The organism is Flavobacterium agrisoli (assembly GCF_016522065.1).
GTDB classification, from domain to species: Bacteria; Bacteroidota; Bacteroidia; order Flavobacteriales; family Flavobacteriaceae; genus Flavobacterium; species Flavobacterium agrisoli.
This window is the reverse complement of sequence record NZ_JAEHFV010000006.1, coordinates 90,991-109,642: the sequence shown is the minus strand read 5'-3', so window position 1 is coordinate 109,642 and position 18,652 is coordinate 90,991. Positions and strand designations below refer to the sequence as shown.

Genomic DNA, 18,652 nt, shown 5'->3' with positions numbered 1-18,652 from the left:
TTCCATTTCGACAAAAATAAACTATATTTATTCTAAATAAAAATAATCCTTTAAATAAAATTCGTAATCCTTTACAGACAACTTCAAAAAGAACTTCTTAGAATATTTTTGCCCAAAAAATAAACCAATACCCAAAAAGGATTAATGAAAGGCAAAAACTACCATTTTTTTTACCAAGCTCTAGTTTTAATTTTCGCGCTGTTTTGCACCAACTTTATCGTGGCACAAAGCGGAAATGTATCTGGAAAAATTTTGTTAGGCAATTCGCAACCACTTCCAGGAGCGAACATTTTAATTAAAGGAAATACCATTCAACGTTCGGCTATTTCGGGAAATAATGGCGATTATTTTATAGAAAATTTGCCTTATGGACATTATGATATGGAAATTTCATCTTTAGAATCGGAGACCAAAAAACACCATATTCATCATAATAGCCCGAAACACGTTAGTAATATTAAGGTAGAAAAAGCATCTACTAAGGAGTTGGAACACGTTATTGTTCAAACGACTTCAAAAAAGAAAAAAATTGAAACAACCGGTTTTGCCGTAACTGTGATTGAAACCAAAGAAGCTTCGTTACGAAATTTAACTACTAACGAATTATTAGATCGTTCTGTAGGTGTTCGTGTGAGACAAAATGGAGGAATCGGTTCTAATGTAGAATACAACCTTAACGGAATGTCAGGAAGTACCATCGGGGTTTTTCTAGATGGAATTGAAGTTTCTACTTATGGATCTTCTTTCAATTTAAATAATATCCCACCTTCAATGATTGAGCGTATTGAAGTTTATAAAGGCGTACTTCCATCACATTTAACCGGAGACTACGTTGGTGGTGCCATCAATGTCGTTTTGAAAAAAGATGTTTCACAAAACAATTTTACTGCGGCAGCTTCATATGGTTCATTCAACACTTTTCAATCGGATCTTGGAGGTTCTTATCGCGACAAAAAAACAGGGTTAGCTGTAAGAGGCTCGGGATTTTATACTTATACTGATAATAGTTATGAAACCTGGGGGAGATCCACAAAATATGTAAACAGAGATTTACAACAAATTCCTTACTATAGAGCCAAACGTTTCAATAATACGTATAAAAATATTGGCGGTCGTATTGAAGCCGGATTTACCGATACCAAATGGGCTGATCAATTTTTCATAGGTTATAACGGTTCTAGCAATTACACTGAACTTCCGCACGGAATAACAATGGCAACACCTTATATGGGTAGATTTAGCGAGACTAAGGCTCATGTTTTATTGTTGAATTATATCAAAAGAGATTTTCTAATAAAAAATTTAGCCTTGAATATTAACGGTACACGAAGTTTTCGTAGTACGTATGTACAAGACACTGTAGGTTATGCCTACAATTGGGATGGTAAAATAAGAGAGACTCCTACCGAAGAATACCTACTTGACGAAAGCGGAAATCAAGTACCTAAAAGAGATTCTCTTGGGAATATTATATATAGAAAGGATGACCAAACAGTTCCAGAATATGAAACGGAAACGGTATACATTCCATTAAAAACGTTATTGGGTGGGCAACAAGGTAGAAAAACGATTACCAATACAGATCGAAAAATTACCAATGTTCGTTCTAATTTGGGGTATCTAGTTGCAAATGGTCATCGTGTTTCGTTGAATCATAAATATGAAGCTACTGATAGAAAAGATGAAGATTTATTCAATCAGAATATGACAGGTTTAGCCACTGTTAGTAAGATTTCAAAACACATCCTTTCGATGAATTATGAAGCAGAAACCTTCAACAAAAAACTGCGGACTAATATTTTAGGAAAATATACTAACAATCGTACTAGTCAAACCAGTTATGAAATTGCGACTACCGATAACGTAAACACACTTATACGAAAAGACACTGTTACAACTGATTATAATTTTGGATACGGGGCAACGGTTTCTTATAATATTTTATCCAATTTATATCTGATAGGTTCTACAGAAAATTCGCCTATAATGCCTAGTGATGAGCAAATATTTGGAGATCCAGAGTTGAATATTTTGTCTAATCTTGATTTACAGCCTGAAAAATACATCAATTATAACTTAGGTTTCCGTTGGGGACCAGCCGATTTTGGTAAACATAGAATTTCCCTTTATGGCAATCTATTTTGGCGAAATGGGTATAACAAAATTGTCAGACAAACCGTTGCCGACAGTGATATTGAAGACGAAGCAGAGGCCGACATTCAAGTAACCAAATATGTGAATCTAGATCAAACACAGGCCAAAGGTTTTGAAGCCGAAGTGAATTATGTTTATAATAACCGGTTGAATGCTTCTTTTAATATTTCAAAATTCAACAACCTTGATAAAAGTGAGATAGATGACCAAGGAAATCCAAATGCTTATTATGGTCATCAAGTTGCCAATGAGCCTTATTTTACGATGAATCTGAACACACAATATAGTTTTCGCAATGTGTTTCAAAAAGAATCGGTTTTATACGCTTATTACAATTTTGGATACGTAGGAGAATATTATGTCGTAAGAGGTGAACCTTCATGGTCCAAAACACCAGCTCAGATTCCGCAGGATTTAGGATTTAGTTATCGTTTTCCATCTAAAAAATTAATTGCCAGCTTAGATATTAAAAACATTTTTAATGCCGAGGTATATGACAATTTCCAAATTCAAAAGCCCGGTCGAGGTATCTATTTCAAATTAAATTACACTTTTAATACATTTTTATAATCAAAACAATAAATAACATGAAAAAGAATTTATTTAAATCAGTACTATTAAGTACCGCAGCCATCACTTCAATACTGTTAGGAAGCTGTAGTAGCGATGACAATTCAGAGCCAACCACTCCACCCGTAGAAAATGAAACACGCTGGATCAGTTTAACGGGATCATTCCCAGACGAAGGAGGAACCGCTGGTAATGGCGGTACACGTGCTTATGCTATCACAGAAGAAAATGCAGCCAATACTAATTATGTAGTGGAGTTATTTAAAATGAATGGACAAACCTATGTAAATGGGTTTGGTTTAAAATCGGAACGTACTGCCCGTGTACAAGCATCTGCTGATGGTAAATTCTTGTATAATATTCAATATACTGGAACTGAAGGTGGTACTTTTAACAAATATGCTGTAAATGGTGAAGGGAATTATGAAGAAGTAGGTTTTGAATTGAATACTGCTACCATTTTAGGAACAGCTCCTCGTTGGGTAAAAGCTGCTGAAGGAATTGGTGTGGGTGTGTATGCTAGTGCTGGTGATATAGAATATGAAGGTACTGCTCCTAATTTTGTTTTCAAAAAACGAGAAAGTGAAATAAAGATTGCAATAATTAATTTAGATAATACTTCAATTACTAATACCGCTGTATTTAATTTTCCATTTACAGATGCTGAAAAAGCTGCTGGTTACAGTGTAGGGCGTATTGATGTTCCTGTATTAAACGCTGCCAAAGACAGAATATATATCGGATGTAATGTAAGCAAAATTGATCCTTCAGGTAAAATTACAATTAATGCTACTTCAGGATTACCTTCTTGGCCAAATGATGCTGCTAATATTGATGGTACAAAAACATTGGTGGTTGATTATCCTTCACTTAAAAACCCTAGAGTAATGACTTCAACATTGACTAAAACGAATAACCACGGATATCGTACGATGACACAATATGTGGGTACTGATGGGCATGTTTACCAAGCTACTGCTACTTCTGGTGCTGATATCTTACGTATTAGTAAAGCCAATTATAACTATGATGCAGGTTACCACTTTAACTTAAACACTGCTTTAGAAATTACAGGTGCTCAGATTAGAGCTTGGAAATATGTTAAAGATGGCTTAGGAGTTGTACTTTATACTATTTCTGGTACTCCAGGAGGATATGTTGCTTTAATTAATTTAAATGATAAAACAGCAACTAAATTAACAACTGAAATCGAAACAGATGCCGGTTTAAATACTACTTTAGGTCAATATCAAAATATTGGGGTAGTTGGTGACAAAGTTTATCTTCCATTGACTCCAGCTGGTAAAGATGGTAACATTTATATCGTAGATGTAAAAGCCAAAACGATCACAAAAGGAGCTCAGTTAAAAACAGCTACAGGAAGTTTTTACTTAGGAGCTTACTAAGTAAAAACTAATATAAATAATCTGAGGCGTTCTAAAAAGAGCGCCTCATTTTATTTTTTCAGGTTATTCCGCTAAAAATTGATAATACAAAATTTTGGATAAAAAAGGTGCTTTTTCGTTATCCTTGATTTGGTAATCTACCCAAACATTCTCAATATTATTTTCCTCAAAATAGGCTTCTCTGAGTGTGTGATTAAAATGCAAATTTGCTAAATACTCGGGCTCTACTCCCTTTCCAACTGCAATATTGTATTTGGTAATTAAGTTTCCCCAATTGACAAAACTACATACTAAAATAGTAGCAAATCCGTACCAAAAAATACGTTTAAACAAATAAGCATTCGTTTTTTTATTTTTAATTTTTTGAAACGAATACCACAGTCCAAAAAAGACCAAAATCAGAAAAGCAAACACACCCAAACGTTTGTAGGTAAAACCAAATTCTGAAACGTATTCGGTATTTTTAAGAAAAGCGGTAAACAGCAAACACATATTTAAAACTATCCAAGTTTGCGCTAAAATTCGCAACCGATTTCCTTCTTTTTGAAAACTATCTATAGTTCTAAAAAAGATCAAAACTACTGCAATGGCCATAATCATAGAAACAATTACACTGTTGATACGCTCATGAATTTCGGCACTTAAATTACCCGAAATGGTTGTTTGAAAAAATTGTTCGTAGGTATACGAAGCGATAAAAATTAGAATAAGCGCATTCAATAAAAACAGACTTATTTCGCCACTTTTACGTTCGAAATCAATTCCTAAAAAAGAGTTATTTCCATTTGATGCTGCATTAAAATCATCCTCCAATCGGTTTTGAAAATGGTAAACAGCATCCGGAATCCAAAAATTCCAATAACTGAATGAAAAATAAAATCCAAAAACAGAAACAAACAGAAGCTGATAGAAGTTAATATCCAATTCGTATCCCATGAACAAATCGGTAATTAAAGTACTCCCGTTGGCGTAAACCCAAACGAACAGACTTAAAAAAACCATAGGAATTATTAAAAATGCAATGGTTTTTTTTAGCCAATTTTCTTTTATATTTTGTTGTGGAACATAGGATTGAAAGAAAAAAACACGAATTGAACTTGCCACGGCATTCAGAATCGCTAGCGGAAAAGCCAAAATGATGGTTAAATTGGGCTTTTCTAATCGAAATTGTAATAAAACGAACGAACTAAATAAAGCCAGAAAAGAGAAAAAATCGCCATAATAAGCAAAGGAAAAACAAGAACATAAACTACAAAGCCCTAAAATCAAAGCCACTTTGTCTTTAAGGAAAGTTGTTGCATGTTGATAGACCAGTAAACCAAGTAAAAAAAGGCCATAAAGCCCCAAATTATAACCGAGCCATTGGTTGTAAAACAGCACGATAAACGCAATTGTGCTCGCTAAAATGAATTGATGTTTTTTCATAATTTAAAATTTAAAAGTACTTTGAATTTCAAAGTAGATTGATAAAAAAAGGTTATTTTGATTTAAATAATTTTTCGAGAACGTTTAAATGATCTGTAAAAGCTTTTCTTCCTAAAGCAGTAGCCCGATAAGACGTTTTAGGTTTTTTACCCACAAATTCTTTTTTAATTTCGATATAATTTGATTTTTCAAGTGCCGTGGAATGGCTGGCTAAATTACCATCGGTAATTTCCAACAAGGCTTTCATCTCGGTAAAATCAATCCATTCATTAACCATTAAAACCGACATGATTCCTAAGCGCACCCGACTTTCAAAATCTTTATTTAACTTATCGATGATACTCATTTACTTGTATTTTTTGAACACCACCAAACCGTAGACAATATGTAAAATTCCAAAACCAATTATCCAAAACACTAATCCGTAACGCAAATAAAAAAGCGATACTAATCCCACAATAATTTCCAAAACCCCAAGGTATTTAATATCTGAATAGGTATATTTTTCAGCATTTACCAAAGCTAAACCGTAAAACAACAAAGTAGTGGGCGCCACCAAAACCATTAAATTATATTTAATCAAGGCTAAACAAAAAATAGCTCCAACCAATAATGGAATAGCTAACTGAATCAACATTTGTTTGGTGGCAGTGGTCCAAATAGGCAGTTTGTATTTTTGGCTTTTTCTCACCGTAAAAAAAATGGCAGAAATCAAAGCTACAATCAAAATGATCATACCTACTCCAATCAAATGTGTAATGACATCACGACCATACACACGATCTTCCAAATCAAAATAGTTAATTTTATTTGTTTTAAACCATTGCAAAATATACAAACCCCCTATAAGCGCTGATAATCCGGCACAAACACCTGACAAACCGCTGAGCGAAATAAACCGTGAAGAGCGCTCCATCATGGAACGTATGTGTATTAAATCTTCGTGATGTTTTGAATCCATATAAAAAGTACTTTGCAATTCAAAGTTAAATAAAAAAAGAATACGAAAAACATTGAAACAAAAAAACCTGCTCTCTCGAACAGGTTTTTTATTTATTTTTATTTTCTTCTTATTTAATATTAAAACTTATCACCCCACCTAAACCAAACTGAAAGGTACTTACATAATCGGTAACACCGACAATTCCAAAATAAGTCCAATAATAACTATCCCCCACAGCAGCGGTCATCGATTGCAAATAAGCATGCAAATTAACCGAAACAGCCGAATTGGTTTTGATCTTAACCCCTGCTTTAATATCCCACGCAAAGTTAGTATCATTGCCACTTTGCGGCGTTTCAAGAATACCTAAACCAAGTCCACCTCCTATAAAAGGTGCCACTTTAGACGAAGGACGATCAAAATAATGAGTACCTTCGACTAAAATAAAATTCAAAGCCCCTTTATCATCTCCCGCATTTAACTGCATCCCCAAAGGTCCACCGTATAAGGGCAAACGTGTGTCTTCACGTAAATATTTTATTTCGATAGAATTATGGTTACGAAGAAAATATTCTAAACCCACACCATATTGAAAAGCATCTTCCACATAGGCACGCGAATATTCGTATTCGATTTTATCCGAGAACGAATAACCACCATATATATTAACCGAAAAAGTTTGCACTGCTTGTGCTTTAATCCCTAAAGACAACAATAAAAAAAGTGCTAGAAATTTAATTTTTTTCATATCACATACAATTTAGAATTAACATTTTTTAACAAATTTAATCTTATTTTTTAAATGATATTAAATTGGATGCAGAATTAACAAAAAAACCTGCTCTCTCGAACAGGTATTTAGCTTTATTTTTTTAGAAATTTTATTTCCTCGCTCTAATCTTTCGAGCCAAAAGTGTATTTTTCAGCAACATGGCAATCGTCATTGGTCCTACTCCACCTGGTACTGGCGTAATGAAAGATGATTTCTTACTAACGCCGTCAAAATCAACATCTCCTTTAATTACATAGCCTTTTGAGTTTGTTGCATCCTCAACACGGGTAATTCCTACGTCAATAATAACTACGCCATCTTTTACCATATCCGCTTTTAAGAATTCAGGAACACCTAAAGCAGTGATGATAATATCGGCATTTTTAGTGAATTCTGCTAAGTTTTTAGTACGGCTGTGCGTTAAAGTAACCGTTGAATCACCTGGGTTTCCTTTACGGCTCATCAAAATACTCATGGGGCGACCCACGATATGAGAACGACCAATAACCACGGTATGTTTTCCCGAAGTTTCGACTTTATAACGCTCTAACAATTCCATAATTCCGAAAGGAGTTGCTGGTAAAAACGTTTCCATTTCTAAAGCCATGCGCCCAAAATTTGTTGGATGAAAACCATCAACATCTTTTTGTGGATCAATCGCTAAAAGAATTTTTTCTTCGTCGATATGTTTTGGTAAAGGTAACTGAACGATATAACCATCTAGGTTTTCATCTTCATTCAGCTCTTTAATTTTAGCTAATAATTCTGCTTCTGTAGTTTCTTCTGGCAAAGCAACCAAAGTCGAATCAAAACCGATTTGCTCACAAGAGCGCACTTTACTACCAACGTAAGTTAAACTCGCACCATTACTTCCGACAATTACAGCAGCTAAATGAGGCACTTTTTCGCCGTTGGCTTTCATTTGTTGCACTTCGGCAGCAATTTCTTTTTTAATATCTTCTGAAGTCTTTTTACCGTCTAGAATTTGCATAAAAACTATTTAATTTTGTTATTGAATTGGTTGTAAAACAAAACAGTTTTTTAGTATTACATCTTGAATACTAAAAAACTGTACGCTTATTTATTTTGGCATTCCCGGCATTCCTGGCATCCCGCCTTTCATACCACTCATCATTTTCATTAAATTTTTCCCGCCTGGCCCTTGCATCATTTTCATCATCTTGCTCATTTGGTCAAACTGTTTCATCAATTGATTTACTTGCTCCACTTTAGTACCAGAACCTTTGGCAATACGTGCTTTTCTTTTCACATCGATAATAGACGGTTTACTTCTTTCTCCAGGAGTCATCGAATGAATGATGGCTTCGATGTGTTTGAAAGCATCATCTTCAATTTCGATATCTTTCATGGCTTTTGAAGCACCCGGAATCATTCCGACTAAATCCTTCATATTACCCATCTTTTTCACTTGCTGAATTTGCGTTAAGAAATCATCAAAACCAAATTCGTTTTTAGCGATTTTCTTTTGAAGTTTTCTAGCTTCTTCTTCATTAAATTGTTCTTGCGCACGTTCTACCAACGACACCACGTCTCCCATTCCCAAGATACGCTCTGCCATACGAACTGGATAGAACACATCTAAAGCATCCATTTTTTCGCCAGTTCCTACAAACTTAATTGGTTTGTTCACTACGGTTTTGATAGAAAGTGCGGCACCACCACGAGTATCACCATCTAATTTGGTTAACACTACTCCATCAAAATTTAATATATCGTTGAAGGCTTTAGCCGTATTCACCGCATCTTGACCCGTCATAGAATCTACTACAAATAACGTTTCTTGTGGTTTGATAGCCGAATGTACACGGGCAATTTCGTCCATCATTTCTTGATCTACGGCCAAACGACCGGCGGTATCTACAATAACCACATTTAAACCACTCGCTTTTGCGTGTTTTATTGCATTTTGAGCAATTTCAACTGGGTTTTTATTTTCGGGCTCTGAGTATACTTCTACCCCAACTTGCTCACCCACCACGTGCAACTGGTTAATTGCTGCTGGACGATAAATATCACAAGCTACCAATAATGGTTTTTTGCCTTTTTTAGTTTTTAAATAGTTGGCCAATTTACCCGAAAAAGTCGTTTTACCCGAACCTTGTAAACCCGACATCAAAATAACGGTTGGTGTTCCCGACAAATTAATTCCGGCCACATCACCTCCCATTAATTCCGTCAATTCGTCTTTCACTAATTTAACCAACAATTGCCCTGGTTGTAACGTAGTTAATACATCTTGACCAATGGCTTTATCTTTTACACGTGCCGTAAAATCTTTAGCAATTTTAAAGTTAACATCGGCATCCAGTAAGGCGCGACGAACTTCTTTTAAGGTATCGGCAACGTTTACTTCGGTAATTTTACCGTGCCCTTTTAGTATATGAAACGCTTTATCTAATTTATCACTTAAATTATCAAACATAATGGTGCTTTTTTTTGGAATTGCAAATATAGTAAGAAGTTACAAAGGTGCAAAGTTACAAAGGCGCAAAGTTGTGTACAGAATGGCTATATTTTAAAACAAAAAAAGAGGCCAGACAAGTCCAACCTCTTTCCAAAAAAAAAATAAAAAAAACCAAGTTACTAACTTTTGAAATTTTAGTATTACTTCAATAAGGCATATTCAAGTACAGGATTTCCTCTTACACCTGCATCGTTGGTAATCGATAAAAAATTAAGTTTATAATAATTACCAACTGCATCTTTCACTACATAAAAACGATCTGTTCTTACACTTGGTAAAGAAGTTGGACCTCCACCGCTTCTCCAGTTAGCTCCAATAACTCTTTGATCTGATTCAGAAGTGGCAAAATTAGCCTCTACTACTTTGGCAAGCGTATAATCGGCATACGAACCACCTTCGGCTACTAATACTTGATATACTTTGGTTCCAGCTCTAAAATTGGTTGTAATAAAATCAGCATAACTATAAGTAACATCCTGACCTGAGTATGGAAAATAGTTGGTAAACGTTGTAAAGTTTAAATCCCATTTTGTTTTTAAAGGCTCTACGTTTACTGTCTTAGCATCTGTTAAACTAAAAAATGTAAAGTTATAATTGTTATCTTTTGCAATGGTTTTTTCGGTAAAAGTAGTCGAGGTTAAATCGGCATATTGAATTTTATATCCGCTTCCGCTTCTTAGGATTCTTACCTTTTTCCAACCTCTAGCGTCGCCATCTACTGCAACCGAACCTACGGCTGGTGTTGTAGTGCCTACTGCATTTCCAAGGTTTACTAAATACACTTTATTATCAGCATCCGTAGCCGAAATTTCAGCAATAGCAGTACCAACTCCAGCACCAGCACCTGTTAGAATTCCTGTTGGATTATCTACATATCCTAAGGAAGCTGCGGTAGAATATCCTACCACAACAGTATTGTCAATTTCTTGTGGTAAAGTGATATCGGTAGTTTCTAATTTTTTTACAGCCATTTTTACAGATCCATTAATTACCACTATAAAATCAGATCCAGAAGCAAAACCGAAGTCCCAAGAAGTTCTGTTAACAGCTGTAGTTTCGCCTGCACTCAAATCAACATACACTTGGTTGGGTTGGTTGGGTCCACCAACTTCTGGTTGCAATGTTTCACCCACAGTAGGAATTTCAATTGGAGTTTCGTCATCGCTTGAACAAGATGCAAGTGTTAATAGAGCAAGCGCTAAAGAAAAAATAGTCTTTTTCATGATTTGTATTTATTATTTAAGATTAAGATTATACGTGAGTTTTATAAAATAAGAGCGCCCATAAGCCAACATCACGTCCGAAGAAGTGGCATGTGCTGCTCCGGTGTTGGTTCCGGTTTGAAAAACATTGGTTACATCAAATAAATTTCTAGCTCCTATCATGGTTTCGAACTTATCATTGAAAAAAGTTTTTCGAACTGTTAGATCTAACCAATTGCTATCTCCTATTTCCGAAATTACATATTCTGAATTTCCTTCTATATACTGTTGTGTTTTACCATTGTATTTGTAATAGGCAGCGAAAGTGGTTTTCCAGCTAGGCACCAAATAAGACACACTACTGTTTAGATTGAATGAATACAAAAACTTATCATCCGAAACAAAATCCTGATTATCGATCAACTGCGATACACCAATAAAAGAGGCTCCTAAATTAAAATTGAATCTACCTTTTTGAAACTGATTCACAGTAGCCACATTCCACATTTGGTATTTACTAATATTAATGTATTGATACATCGGCGTACCTGTATCTTCATTAAAGCCAATCAAAGCCATATCAATACGATCATCAACATCCATAAAACTTGCGGTAATCATATTTGATAGTTGCCAATCCGACCCTAAATAAGACACTTTTTTAAGGCTTGTTTCGTATGATGTGCTTTTTTCTGGAATTAAATTTTCATTTCCTGTAAAAAAATGGCCGTCAAAAATTTGTTTAGAATAAAGTTCATCGAAGGTCGGTGTTCGAAACGATTTCCCTGCCGAAATACGGTATTCTATCCCTTTATTAAAAGCATATCGAAGACCTAACGAGGAAGCGTATTGATTATCAAAAAGAGACTGAATAGAAAAACGAACTCCAGGTCGAATCGCAAATCGTTTGGTAGCATTAATTTCCGAAGAAGCAAAAAAATCATAATTATCGATTCGCTTTTCGATAGGCACATACAAGTTATTAGCTTCTTGTACCAAAGCAAATCCTTTGTTATGAGTTAATTCGTAACCCAATTGCAAATCGACAACCTCACTATCAAAGAAATTCGAAAAAGTTCCGGTAGCATACGCCACTTCCATTGCTTGATCTTTTTCTTTTGCATTGTTGGCTTCGGTCTGGGTGTATAAATAATATCTAAATTTTTCTTCGTCACGTTGCTGTTTTTGATGCGAAAACGAAACGTTAAAATGCAATCGCGAAAACAATCTTCCCGACGCATTCAGATTATGAAAATAGCGATTGGTCAAATAGCGCTTATCATCAGCATATCGGTAAGAACCCAATTGCGAATTATAACCTGATTGTACGGTGCTGTTATAATAATCTATCGTTTCGTCTAAATATTCAAATTTGTAAAAAAAGTTAAACTGATTTTTGTGATACGCAACTAAAGCAGTCCCGTTTAATTGCTCTTTTGGCAACCAATTGTACCCTCTAGTAAAATCGGTTTCGTAATAATCTTTCCCATTTTTGCCACCTAAATAGCCTTGAAAATCATTTCTATTTAGTCCTGCGCTCACATACCAATTATCATTAAAAGTATGAGCAGCACGTAGTGATTGAATATGTCTTCCTTCATCAAAAAACGCAAATTCATCTCCAACAGTTTCTTCTTGAACCGAGGCCGTTAAATTCCATTTGTATCGAGATGTTTTTTTGGTAATAATGTTCAATACTCCACTAACTGCATTGGCTCCATATGCCACACCCATAGAACCTTCTACAATTTCGATTTGAGCTACATCATTCAAATTAATTTGAGATAAATCGGTATTATTACCAAATCCTTGATCGTTAACTAAAGGCACATTATCAACCAAAATTTTAAAATATTGCGCATCTAAACCAAATAACGATACTGTCGAACGGCCACTTGAGCTGCTAGGTCTTAAGGTAATATTTAAATATTGGTTTAACACATCTGATAAATTGGTTGCTGCTAAATTCTGAATGTCTTTACTCGAAATAACACGCACATTAAAAACGGACTTTTTAATTGATTGCGGATTAAACTGGCCGGTTACCACCACCTCATTCAATCGTTCATCTATTGCCGTACTGTCTTTTGTTTGACTAAAAATACTTCCGCAAAAAAGGAAGCATAAAAACGTGGTATTTTTAAAATTCATTATTTTTATTTAATCTTAATAATCTGATGCAAATATATAATTATTTTTATTTGTTCTAAATAAATTTTTATATTTGCCGAAATTTTTAAAACAAAAAGAAACCAGTTATGATTACAAAAAAACGCTATTTTACTGCTTTTCTAGCACTTAGCACGCTGTTAGGATTTAGTCAAGACAAAAAACAAAAAGACATTCAAGCCATTAAATCGATGTGTGGGTGTTATGAAGTAAAATTCAACTTTGCCGAAACATTTGCGTACCCAAAAGATTCTGCTTCTTACAAAGCCTCTGCAACTAAACATGAAGGTGCGTTAGAATGGGTGGAACTGATAGAAGACACTCCGAACAAAATTTCAATGCAACATTTACTAATTGCTGGCCCAGATATGATTATCAAACACTGGAGACAAGATTGGTTATATGAAAACACTGATTTGTATTCTTTCTATAAAGACAACACTTGGAAATATAACAAATTAGATAAAAAAGCCGTAAAAGGGCAATGGACGCAAAAAGTTTTTCAAGTAGATGATAGTCCGCGTTACGAAGGTTCTTCAACTTGGGCGTATGTCGATGGAAATACCTATTGGGTAAATGTGGCCGATGCGCCATTACCTAGAAGAGAACATACCAAACGCGATGATTACAATGTTTTAAAAAGAAGAAACATTCATGAAATCACGTCAACAGGATGGAATCATGAGCAAGATAACGACAAATTAGTCCGTGATGATGCGGGTAAAGAGTATGTATTGGCTCAAGAAAAAGGCTTTGATGTATACACTAAAGTAGCCGATTCTAAATGTATTGCAGCTCAAAAGTGGTGGAAAGAAAACGAAGCGTTATGGAAAAATGTTCGTGCGAAATGGAATCAGGTTTTTGCCGAAAATAAAGACTTGAAACTAGAAGAAAAAGTAGATAAAAAAGCCTTGTATTCGCATTTATTCAAATTAGAGCCAAATGCGCCAAAATCAGAATCGGATGCGATTATTGACCGTTTTATAAAAAAATAACAATTTGTGTTAGTTTGGTTAGTTGTAAAAAGCCGGTAGTTTGCAAAAACTATCGGCTTTTTTTATAATTTGAATAATCTGGATTCTATCGAATTACATTCTTTCTGGAACTTCTATTCCTAATAAAGAAAAGGCCGATTTAATAATTTCGGCTACTTTTTTAGAAAGCTGCACGCGGAATACTTTTTTGGTAACATCAACCTCTCCTAAAATATGCACCGATTGGTAAAACGAATTGTATTCTTTAACCAAATCATAGGTATAATTTGCAATTAAAGCCGGGCTGTGGTTTTGAGCCGCGTTTTGAATTACTTCTGGAAATAATTCGATTTGTTTTAAAAGTTCCTTTTCTTTTTCGTGGATTTCAAAATCCAAATTCACATTTGCAGAAAAATCAAAATCGGCTTTACGAATAATCGATTGTATACGCGCGTACGTGTATTGAATAAACGGCCCTGTGTTTCCAGCAAAATCAACCGATTCTTCTGGATTAAATAAAATACGTTTTTTAGGATCGACTTTTAAAATATAATATTTCAAGGCACCCAAACCTATAGTGCGGTACAAATCGGCCTTTTCTGTTTCCGAATAACTATCTAATTTACCTAATTCTTCGGAAATTTGACGCGCTGTATCGGTCATTTCAAACATCAAATCGTCAGCATCAACCACGGTTCCTTCACGACTTTTCATTTTACCAGAAGGCAAATCGACCATTCCGTAAGACAAATGAAATAAGTTTTCGGCCCAATCAAAACCTAATTTTTTCAAGATGATGAACAACACTTTAAAGTGATAATCTTGTTCGTTGCCAACTGTGTATACCATTCCGCCTACATCGGGTTTGTCTTTTACACGTTGAATGGCCGTTCCGATATCTTGCGTCATGTAAACAGAAGTTCCATCAGAACGCAATACTAATTTTTCATCTAAGCCTTCATCGGTCAAATCAATCCAAACCGAACCGTCTTCTTTTTTATAAAAAACACCACGCGAAAGTCCGTCTTCTACCACGTCTTTTCCAAGTAAATAGGTGTTACTTTCGTAATAATTGTAATCAAAATCAACACCAATGTTTTGATACGTTACCTCAAAACCATCATAAACCCATTGGTTCATTTTCTTCCAAAGTGAGACCACTCCTTCATCGCCGGCTTCCCATTTACGCAACATTTCTTGGGCTTCTAGAATTAAAGGCGCTTTCTTTTTGGCTTCGTCTTCGGTTAAACCTTGTGCCATTAAACCGTTGATTTCATTTTTATAGGCTTTATCAAATTCGACATAAAAATTACCAACCAATTTATCGCCTTTCAAACCAGTTGATTCGGGCGTTTGACCTTCGCCAAATTTTTGCCAAGCCAACATCGATTTGCAAATGTGTATGCCTCGATCATTAATGACTTGCGTTTTATAAACCTTTTTCCCAGATGCTTTTAAAATTTGAGAGACCGAATAACCCAAAAGTACATTACGAACATGCCCCAAATGCAATGGTTTATTGGTATTAGGCGAAGCAAATTCTACCATTACCGCTTTTTCGCCATCGGTTGGTTTTACATATCCAAAAGTGGAATTGTCTTTAATAGAATTGAAAAAATCCAAATAATACGAATCGGAAATTACAATGTTTAAGAATCCCGAAACCACATTAAAACGAGAAACTTCGGCTACATTTTCAACCAAATAAGCACCAATTTTGTTTCCTAATTCTACCGGATTGCTCTTAATTACTTTTAACAACGGAAAAATCACCATGGTCACATCGCCTTCAAACTCTTTTCGAGTAGTTTGAAATTCGATTTTTTCCACGTTTACATCAAATAAAACTTGAATGGCTTTTTGTATAGAAGGGGTAAGAATTTGCGCTAATGACATGTACATGTATTTTTTTAAGACTGCAAATATACTTCTAATTGGTTAAAGTTTAAAGAGCAATTGCTTGTAAAATACAGTTTCAGGAATTTGGTGCGACTCTTTTTTTGTTAAAAATGCATGGCACTTGTAACATATTAAAAAAACAACTGTCTTATTTAGCATCAATCATCAAATTATCAATCAATCAAAATTCGAAATCATGAAAATCAAACTTTTTGTCCTATTCTTCATCGGAATAGTGAACGGACTTCTGGCACAAAACGGAGGTACCATTTCGGGAACTGTAACCGAAAAAAACAGCAAATTTCCTATTTCTTACGCCACAGTTGCTTTAAAAGAAAACGGAAAACTAATTACCAGTATGGTAACAACAGACAATGGCGGTTTTACCTTTAAAAACCTGGCCTTAAAAAATTACCAGATTGAAGTACAATACATCGGTTTTAAAAACTTTGTAAGTATAGTCGATTTGAATGCAAGCAAAACTTCGGAAAATTTTAAAATCGAATTAGAAGAAGTGGCCACCGAGCTTAAAGGCGTTAACATTATTGCCGAACGCTCTCCTATGGAACAAAAACTCGACCGAAAAGTCATTACGGTTGGTAAAGATTTAACCACTGCCGGCGCAACGGCTTCGGATATTATGAGCAATATTCCTTCGGTAAATGTAGATCAGGACGGAAAAATTTCGCTAAGAGGAAATGAAAATGTAAGAGTGATGATTGACGGTCGTATTACCAATATTGATCCATCACAATTACTAAAACAAATTCCGTCGACTTCCATCAAAAAAATTGAATTAATCACCAACCCTAGTGCAAAATACAATCCAGAAGGAATGTCGGGAATCATCAATGTGATTTTGCATAAAAATGCCAACAATGGGTTTAACGGTAGTTATAGCGGCGGTATCACGTTTGGTGAAACGGCTAAATTCAATCAATCTTTAGACTTGAATTACAAAGTAAACAAAGTCAATTTTTTCGGAAATTTCGGAAACAACTCAGGTTTAAACCACAACACCGGAAAAATTACACGTTTGGATGCTCCGAATACACAGATGTTAGATATTTACAACGACAATGATTCCTTTTTATATAAAGTAGGAATGGATTATTTAATTGATGACTTTAATACGCTTTCTTTTTACACCCATCAAAATAAATATTCGGGAACTGGAACTGTAGATACCGCTATTGATTATTTTAACAGCGATCCGAATGTTGCGTCTCTTTTTCAGAATTCGCTTTATGATAGCGAAAACAACACCGGAACTTACAATTTGGCCTACAAACACCTATTTAAAAAAGAAGGGCATACCTTAGATGTGGAGGGAAATTATAGCGATTCGAAAGAAACTCAAGTAGCTTTTTTTGATACTGATGTCACCGATATTAACAACAGCACCAGTAATAGCAGCTACCACGATAACAATAAAAACGAACGAAAACTGAGTACTTTTAATATCGATTATGTTAATCCGTTGAACGAAAAAACTACTTTAGAAGCGGGAGCCGAAGCTCGAATTACCCGTTCCAACAACGATTATTTTACCGAAAATCCCACAGTAGCCATTGAAAACCGAACCTCAACCTACACCTACGATGTGGATATTTATTCGGCCTATGTTACGTTTGGACAAAAATTTGAAAAACTCAGTTACCAAGTAGGCGGCCGATTTGAAAGTTACAAAGTAGCGACAAATTTAAATGAAGGTCAGGAAAGATTTGATGACGATTACATCACGCTATATCCATCGGCTTATTTAACGTACAATTTGAATGAGAAAAACACCCTTCAACTCAGCTACAGCCGAAGAGTGGATCGTCCGAGTCTGGAGCAAACCAAACCTATTAGAGAGTTTTCGACTCCGCTAGTGACCTCTTACGGAAATCCCGAATTACGTCCGCAATTTACCAATTCGGTTGAGCTTAATTATACCCGTAATTTCGAAAAAGGCACTTTTACCACGGGTGTTTATTTCCGTAATATAAACGACCAAATAAGCCGAGTGCTGTATCCCGACGTAAATGATCAAACTAATAAAAAACAAATTCTGACGTATACCAATTTTGATCAAAATACAGCTTATGGCTTTGAAATTTCAGCAAATTATAAAATTACCAAATGGTGGGATGTACAACCATCTGTAGATTTTGCGAGCATTAACCAAGAGGGTATTGTCTTTCAATACAACCCGGTTTCGCAAGAAAACAATCCGTTGAACCGTAAGGTAACCATGTCTTCCTTAAACGCAAGATTGAATTCGAATTTAAAAGCGAACAAACGTTTAAGTTTTTTGATTTTTGGATTTTACAGAAGTCCTGTTGATGAAATCCAAAACCACCGCAAAGAAATGTATAAAATAGATGCCGGTGCTCGCTACACTTTGTTAGACAACAAAATGAGCCTGAGTGTTCGATTTAATGATATTTTCGATACAATGCGATTTGCTTTTGATACCGAATATCCTTATCCGCAAAGCGGGCAATTTAACTGGGAAAACCAAACCGTATATCTTGGTTTAAACTACAATTTTGGTGGAGGAAAAAACAAAAGTTTACAACGCAAACAACGTGAAGACAACACCAACAAAGGTGGCGGAGGCATGTTTTAACCGTAACAACACCCATTTTATTTTTTGAATTAGTTTTTG

Annotated in this window: 13 protein-coding genes; 4 read left to right on the top strand and 9 right to left on the bottom strand. The window is 35.1% G+C overall.

Annotated features, from left to right (window positions below; translation table 11 throughout):
- The first annotated feature begins 144 nt into the window (after nt 1–144).
- Nucleotides 145–2,724 carry a TonB-dependent receptor gene (locus I5M07_RS13310; protein WP_200106940.1) on the top strand — a complete coding sequence of 860 codons (2,580 nt, stop codon included), beginning with the start codon at nt 145–147 and terminating at the stop codon, nt 2,722–2,724.
- Nucleotides 2,725–2,741: 17 nt separating this feature from the next.
- Entirely contained in the window at nt 2,742–4,130 is a 1,389-nt protein-coding gene (locus I5M07_RS13305; protein WP_200106939.1) for a hypothetical protein, read from the top strand.
- A gap of 63 nt (nt 4,131–4,193) precedes the next feature.
- Here I5M07_RS13305 and I5M07_RS13300 read toward each other — a convergent pair whose 3' ends face one another.
- From I5M07_RS13300 to I5M07_RS13265, 8 genes are all read right to left on the bottom strand, one after another.
- Complete coding sequence (locus I5M07_RS13300; RefSeq protein WP_200106938.1) at nt 4,194–5,555, bottom strand: DUF4153 domain-containing protein; 1,362 nt, start codon at nt 5,553–5,555, stop codon at nt 4,194–4,196.
- A 52-nt stretch (nt 5,556–5,607) separates the two neighbouring features.
- The gene (locus I5M07_RS13295; protein ID WP_200106937.1) at nt 5,608–5,901 is read right to left on the bottom strand and encodes a winged helix-turn-helix domain-containing protein; all 294 of its coding nucleotides are present in this window, start codon (nt 5,899–5,901) and stop codon (nt 5,608–5,610) included.
- Nucleotides 5,902–6,516: a hypothetical protein gene (locus tag I5M07_RS13290; protein ID WP_200106936.1), complete on the bottom strand. Its 615-nt coding sequence runs from the start codon at nt 6,514–6,516 to the stop codon at nt 5,902–5,904.
- Between the two features lie 109 nt (nt 6,517–6,625).
- Nucleotides 6,626–7,246, bottom strand: a complete 621-nt coding sequence (locus I5M07_RS13285; protein WP_200106935.1) for an outer membrane beta-barrel protein — start codon at nt 7,244–7,246, stop codon at nt 6,626–6,628.
- Nucleotides 7,247–7,379: 133 nt separating this feature from the next.
- On the bottom strand, nt 7,380–8,261 hold the full coding sequence (locus tag I5M07_RS13280; RefSeq protein WP_200106934.1) for a bifunctional 5,10-methylenetetrahydrofolate dehydrogenase/5,10-methenyltetrahydrofolate cyclohydrolase: 882 nt from the start codon (nt 8,259–8,261) through the stop codon (nt 7,380–7,382).
- A 90-nt stretch (nt 8,262–8,351) separates the two neighbouring features.
- Nucleotides 8,352–9,713, bottom strand: a complete 1,362-nt coding sequence (gene ffh, locus I5M07_RS13275) for a signal recognition particle protein (protein WP_200106933.1) — start codon at nt 9,711–9,713, stop codon at nt 8,352–8,354.
- A gap of 182 nt (nt 9,714–9,895) precedes the next feature.
- Nucleotides 9,896–10,978: an HmuY family protein gene (locus I5M07_RS13270; protein WP_200106932.1), complete on the bottom strand. Its 1,083-nt coding sequence runs from the start codon at nt 10,976–10,978 to the stop codon at nt 9,896–9,898.
- 12 nt (nt 10,979–10,990) lie between these two features.
- Entirely contained in the window at nt 10,991–13,108 is a 2,118-nt protein-coding gene (locus tag I5M07_RS13265) for a TonB-dependent receptor plug domain-containing protein (RefSeq protein WP_200106931.1), read from the bottom strand.
- 107 nt (nt 13,109–13,215) lie between these two features.
- Between I5M07_RS13265 and I5M07_RS13260 the strand changes: the two genes are divergently transcribed.
- Nucleotides 13,216–14,121, top strand: a complete 906-nt coding sequence (locus I5M07_RS13260; protein WP_200106930.1) for a DUF6607 family protein — start codon at nt 13,216–13,218, stop codon at nt 14,119–14,121.
- Between the two features lie 93 nt (nt 14,122–14,214).
- Here the strand turns inward: I5M07_RS13260 and argS are convergent, their stop codons facing one another.
- The gene (argS, locus tag I5M07_RS13255; protein ID WP_200106929.1) at nt 14,215–15,996 is read right to left on the bottom strand and encodes an arginine--tRNA ligase; all 1,782 of its coding nucleotides are present in this window, start codon (nt 15,994–15,996) and stop codon (nt 14,215–14,217) included.
- 199 nt (nt 15,997–16,195) lie between these two features.
- On the opposite strand from argS, the gene I5M07_RS13250 reads away from it, so the two are divergent.
- Nucleotides 16,196–18,613, top strand: coding sequence for an outer membrane beta-barrel family protein (locus I5M07_RS13250; RefSeq protein ID WP_200106928.1), 2,418 nt, complete (start codon nt 16,196–16,198; stop codon nt 18,611–18,613).
- Nucleotides 18,614–18,652: the final 39 nt, after the last annotated feature.

Bases quoted from the DNA above. Each gene is read 5' to 3' on its own strand.
- I5M07_RS13310 (WP_200106940.1), top strand. From the start codon at position 145: ATGAAAGGCAAAAACTACCATTTTTTTTACCAAGCTCTAGTTTTAATT.
- I5M07_RS13305 (WP_200106939.1), top strand. From the start codon at position 2,742: ATGAAAAAGAATTTATTTAAATCAGTACTATTAAGTACCGCAGCCATC.
- I5M07_RS13300 (WP_200106938.1), bottom strand. From the start codon at position 5,555: ATGAAAAAACATCAATTCATTTTAGCGAGCACAATTGCGTTTATCGTG.
- I5M07_RS13295 (WP_200106937.1), bottom strand. From the start codon at position 5,901: ATGAGTATCATCGATAAGTTAAATAAAGATTTTGAAAGTCGGGTGCGC.
- I5M07_RS13290 (WP_200106936.1), bottom strand. From the start codon at position 6,516: ATGGATTCAAAACATCACGAAGATTTAATACACATACGTTCCATGATG.
- I5M07_RS13285 (WP_200106935.1), bottom strand. From the start codon at position 7,246: ATGAAAAAAATTAAATTTCTAGCACTTTTTTTATTGTTGTCTTTAGGG.
- I5M07_RS13280 (WP_200106934.1), bottom strand. From the start codon at position 8,261: ATGCAAATTCTAGACGGTAAAAAGACTTCAGAAGATATTAAAAAAGAA.
- ffh (WP_200106933.1), bottom strand. From the start codon at position 9,713: ATGTTTGATAATTTAAGTGATAAATTAGATAAAGCGTTTCATATACTA.
- I5M07_RS13270 (WP_200106932.1), bottom strand. From the start codon at position 10,978: ATGAAAAAGACTATTTTTTCTTTAGCGCTTGCTCTATTAACACTTGCA.
- I5M07_RS13265 (WP_200106931.1), bottom strand. From the start codon at position 13,108: ATGAATTTTAAAAATACCACGTTTTTATGCTTCCTTTTTTGCGGAAGT.
- I5M07_RS13260 (WP_200106930.1), top strand. From the start codon at position 13,216: ATGATTACAAAAAAACGCTATTTTACTGCTTTTCTAGCACTTAGCACG.
- argS (WP_200106929.1), bottom strand. From the start codon at position 15,996: ATGTCATTAGCGCAAATTCTTACCCCTTCTATACAAAAAGCCATTCAA.
- I5M07_RS13250 (WP_200106928.1), top strand. From the start codon at position 16,196: ATGAAAATCAAACTTTTTGTCCTATTCTTCATCGGAATAGTGAACGGA.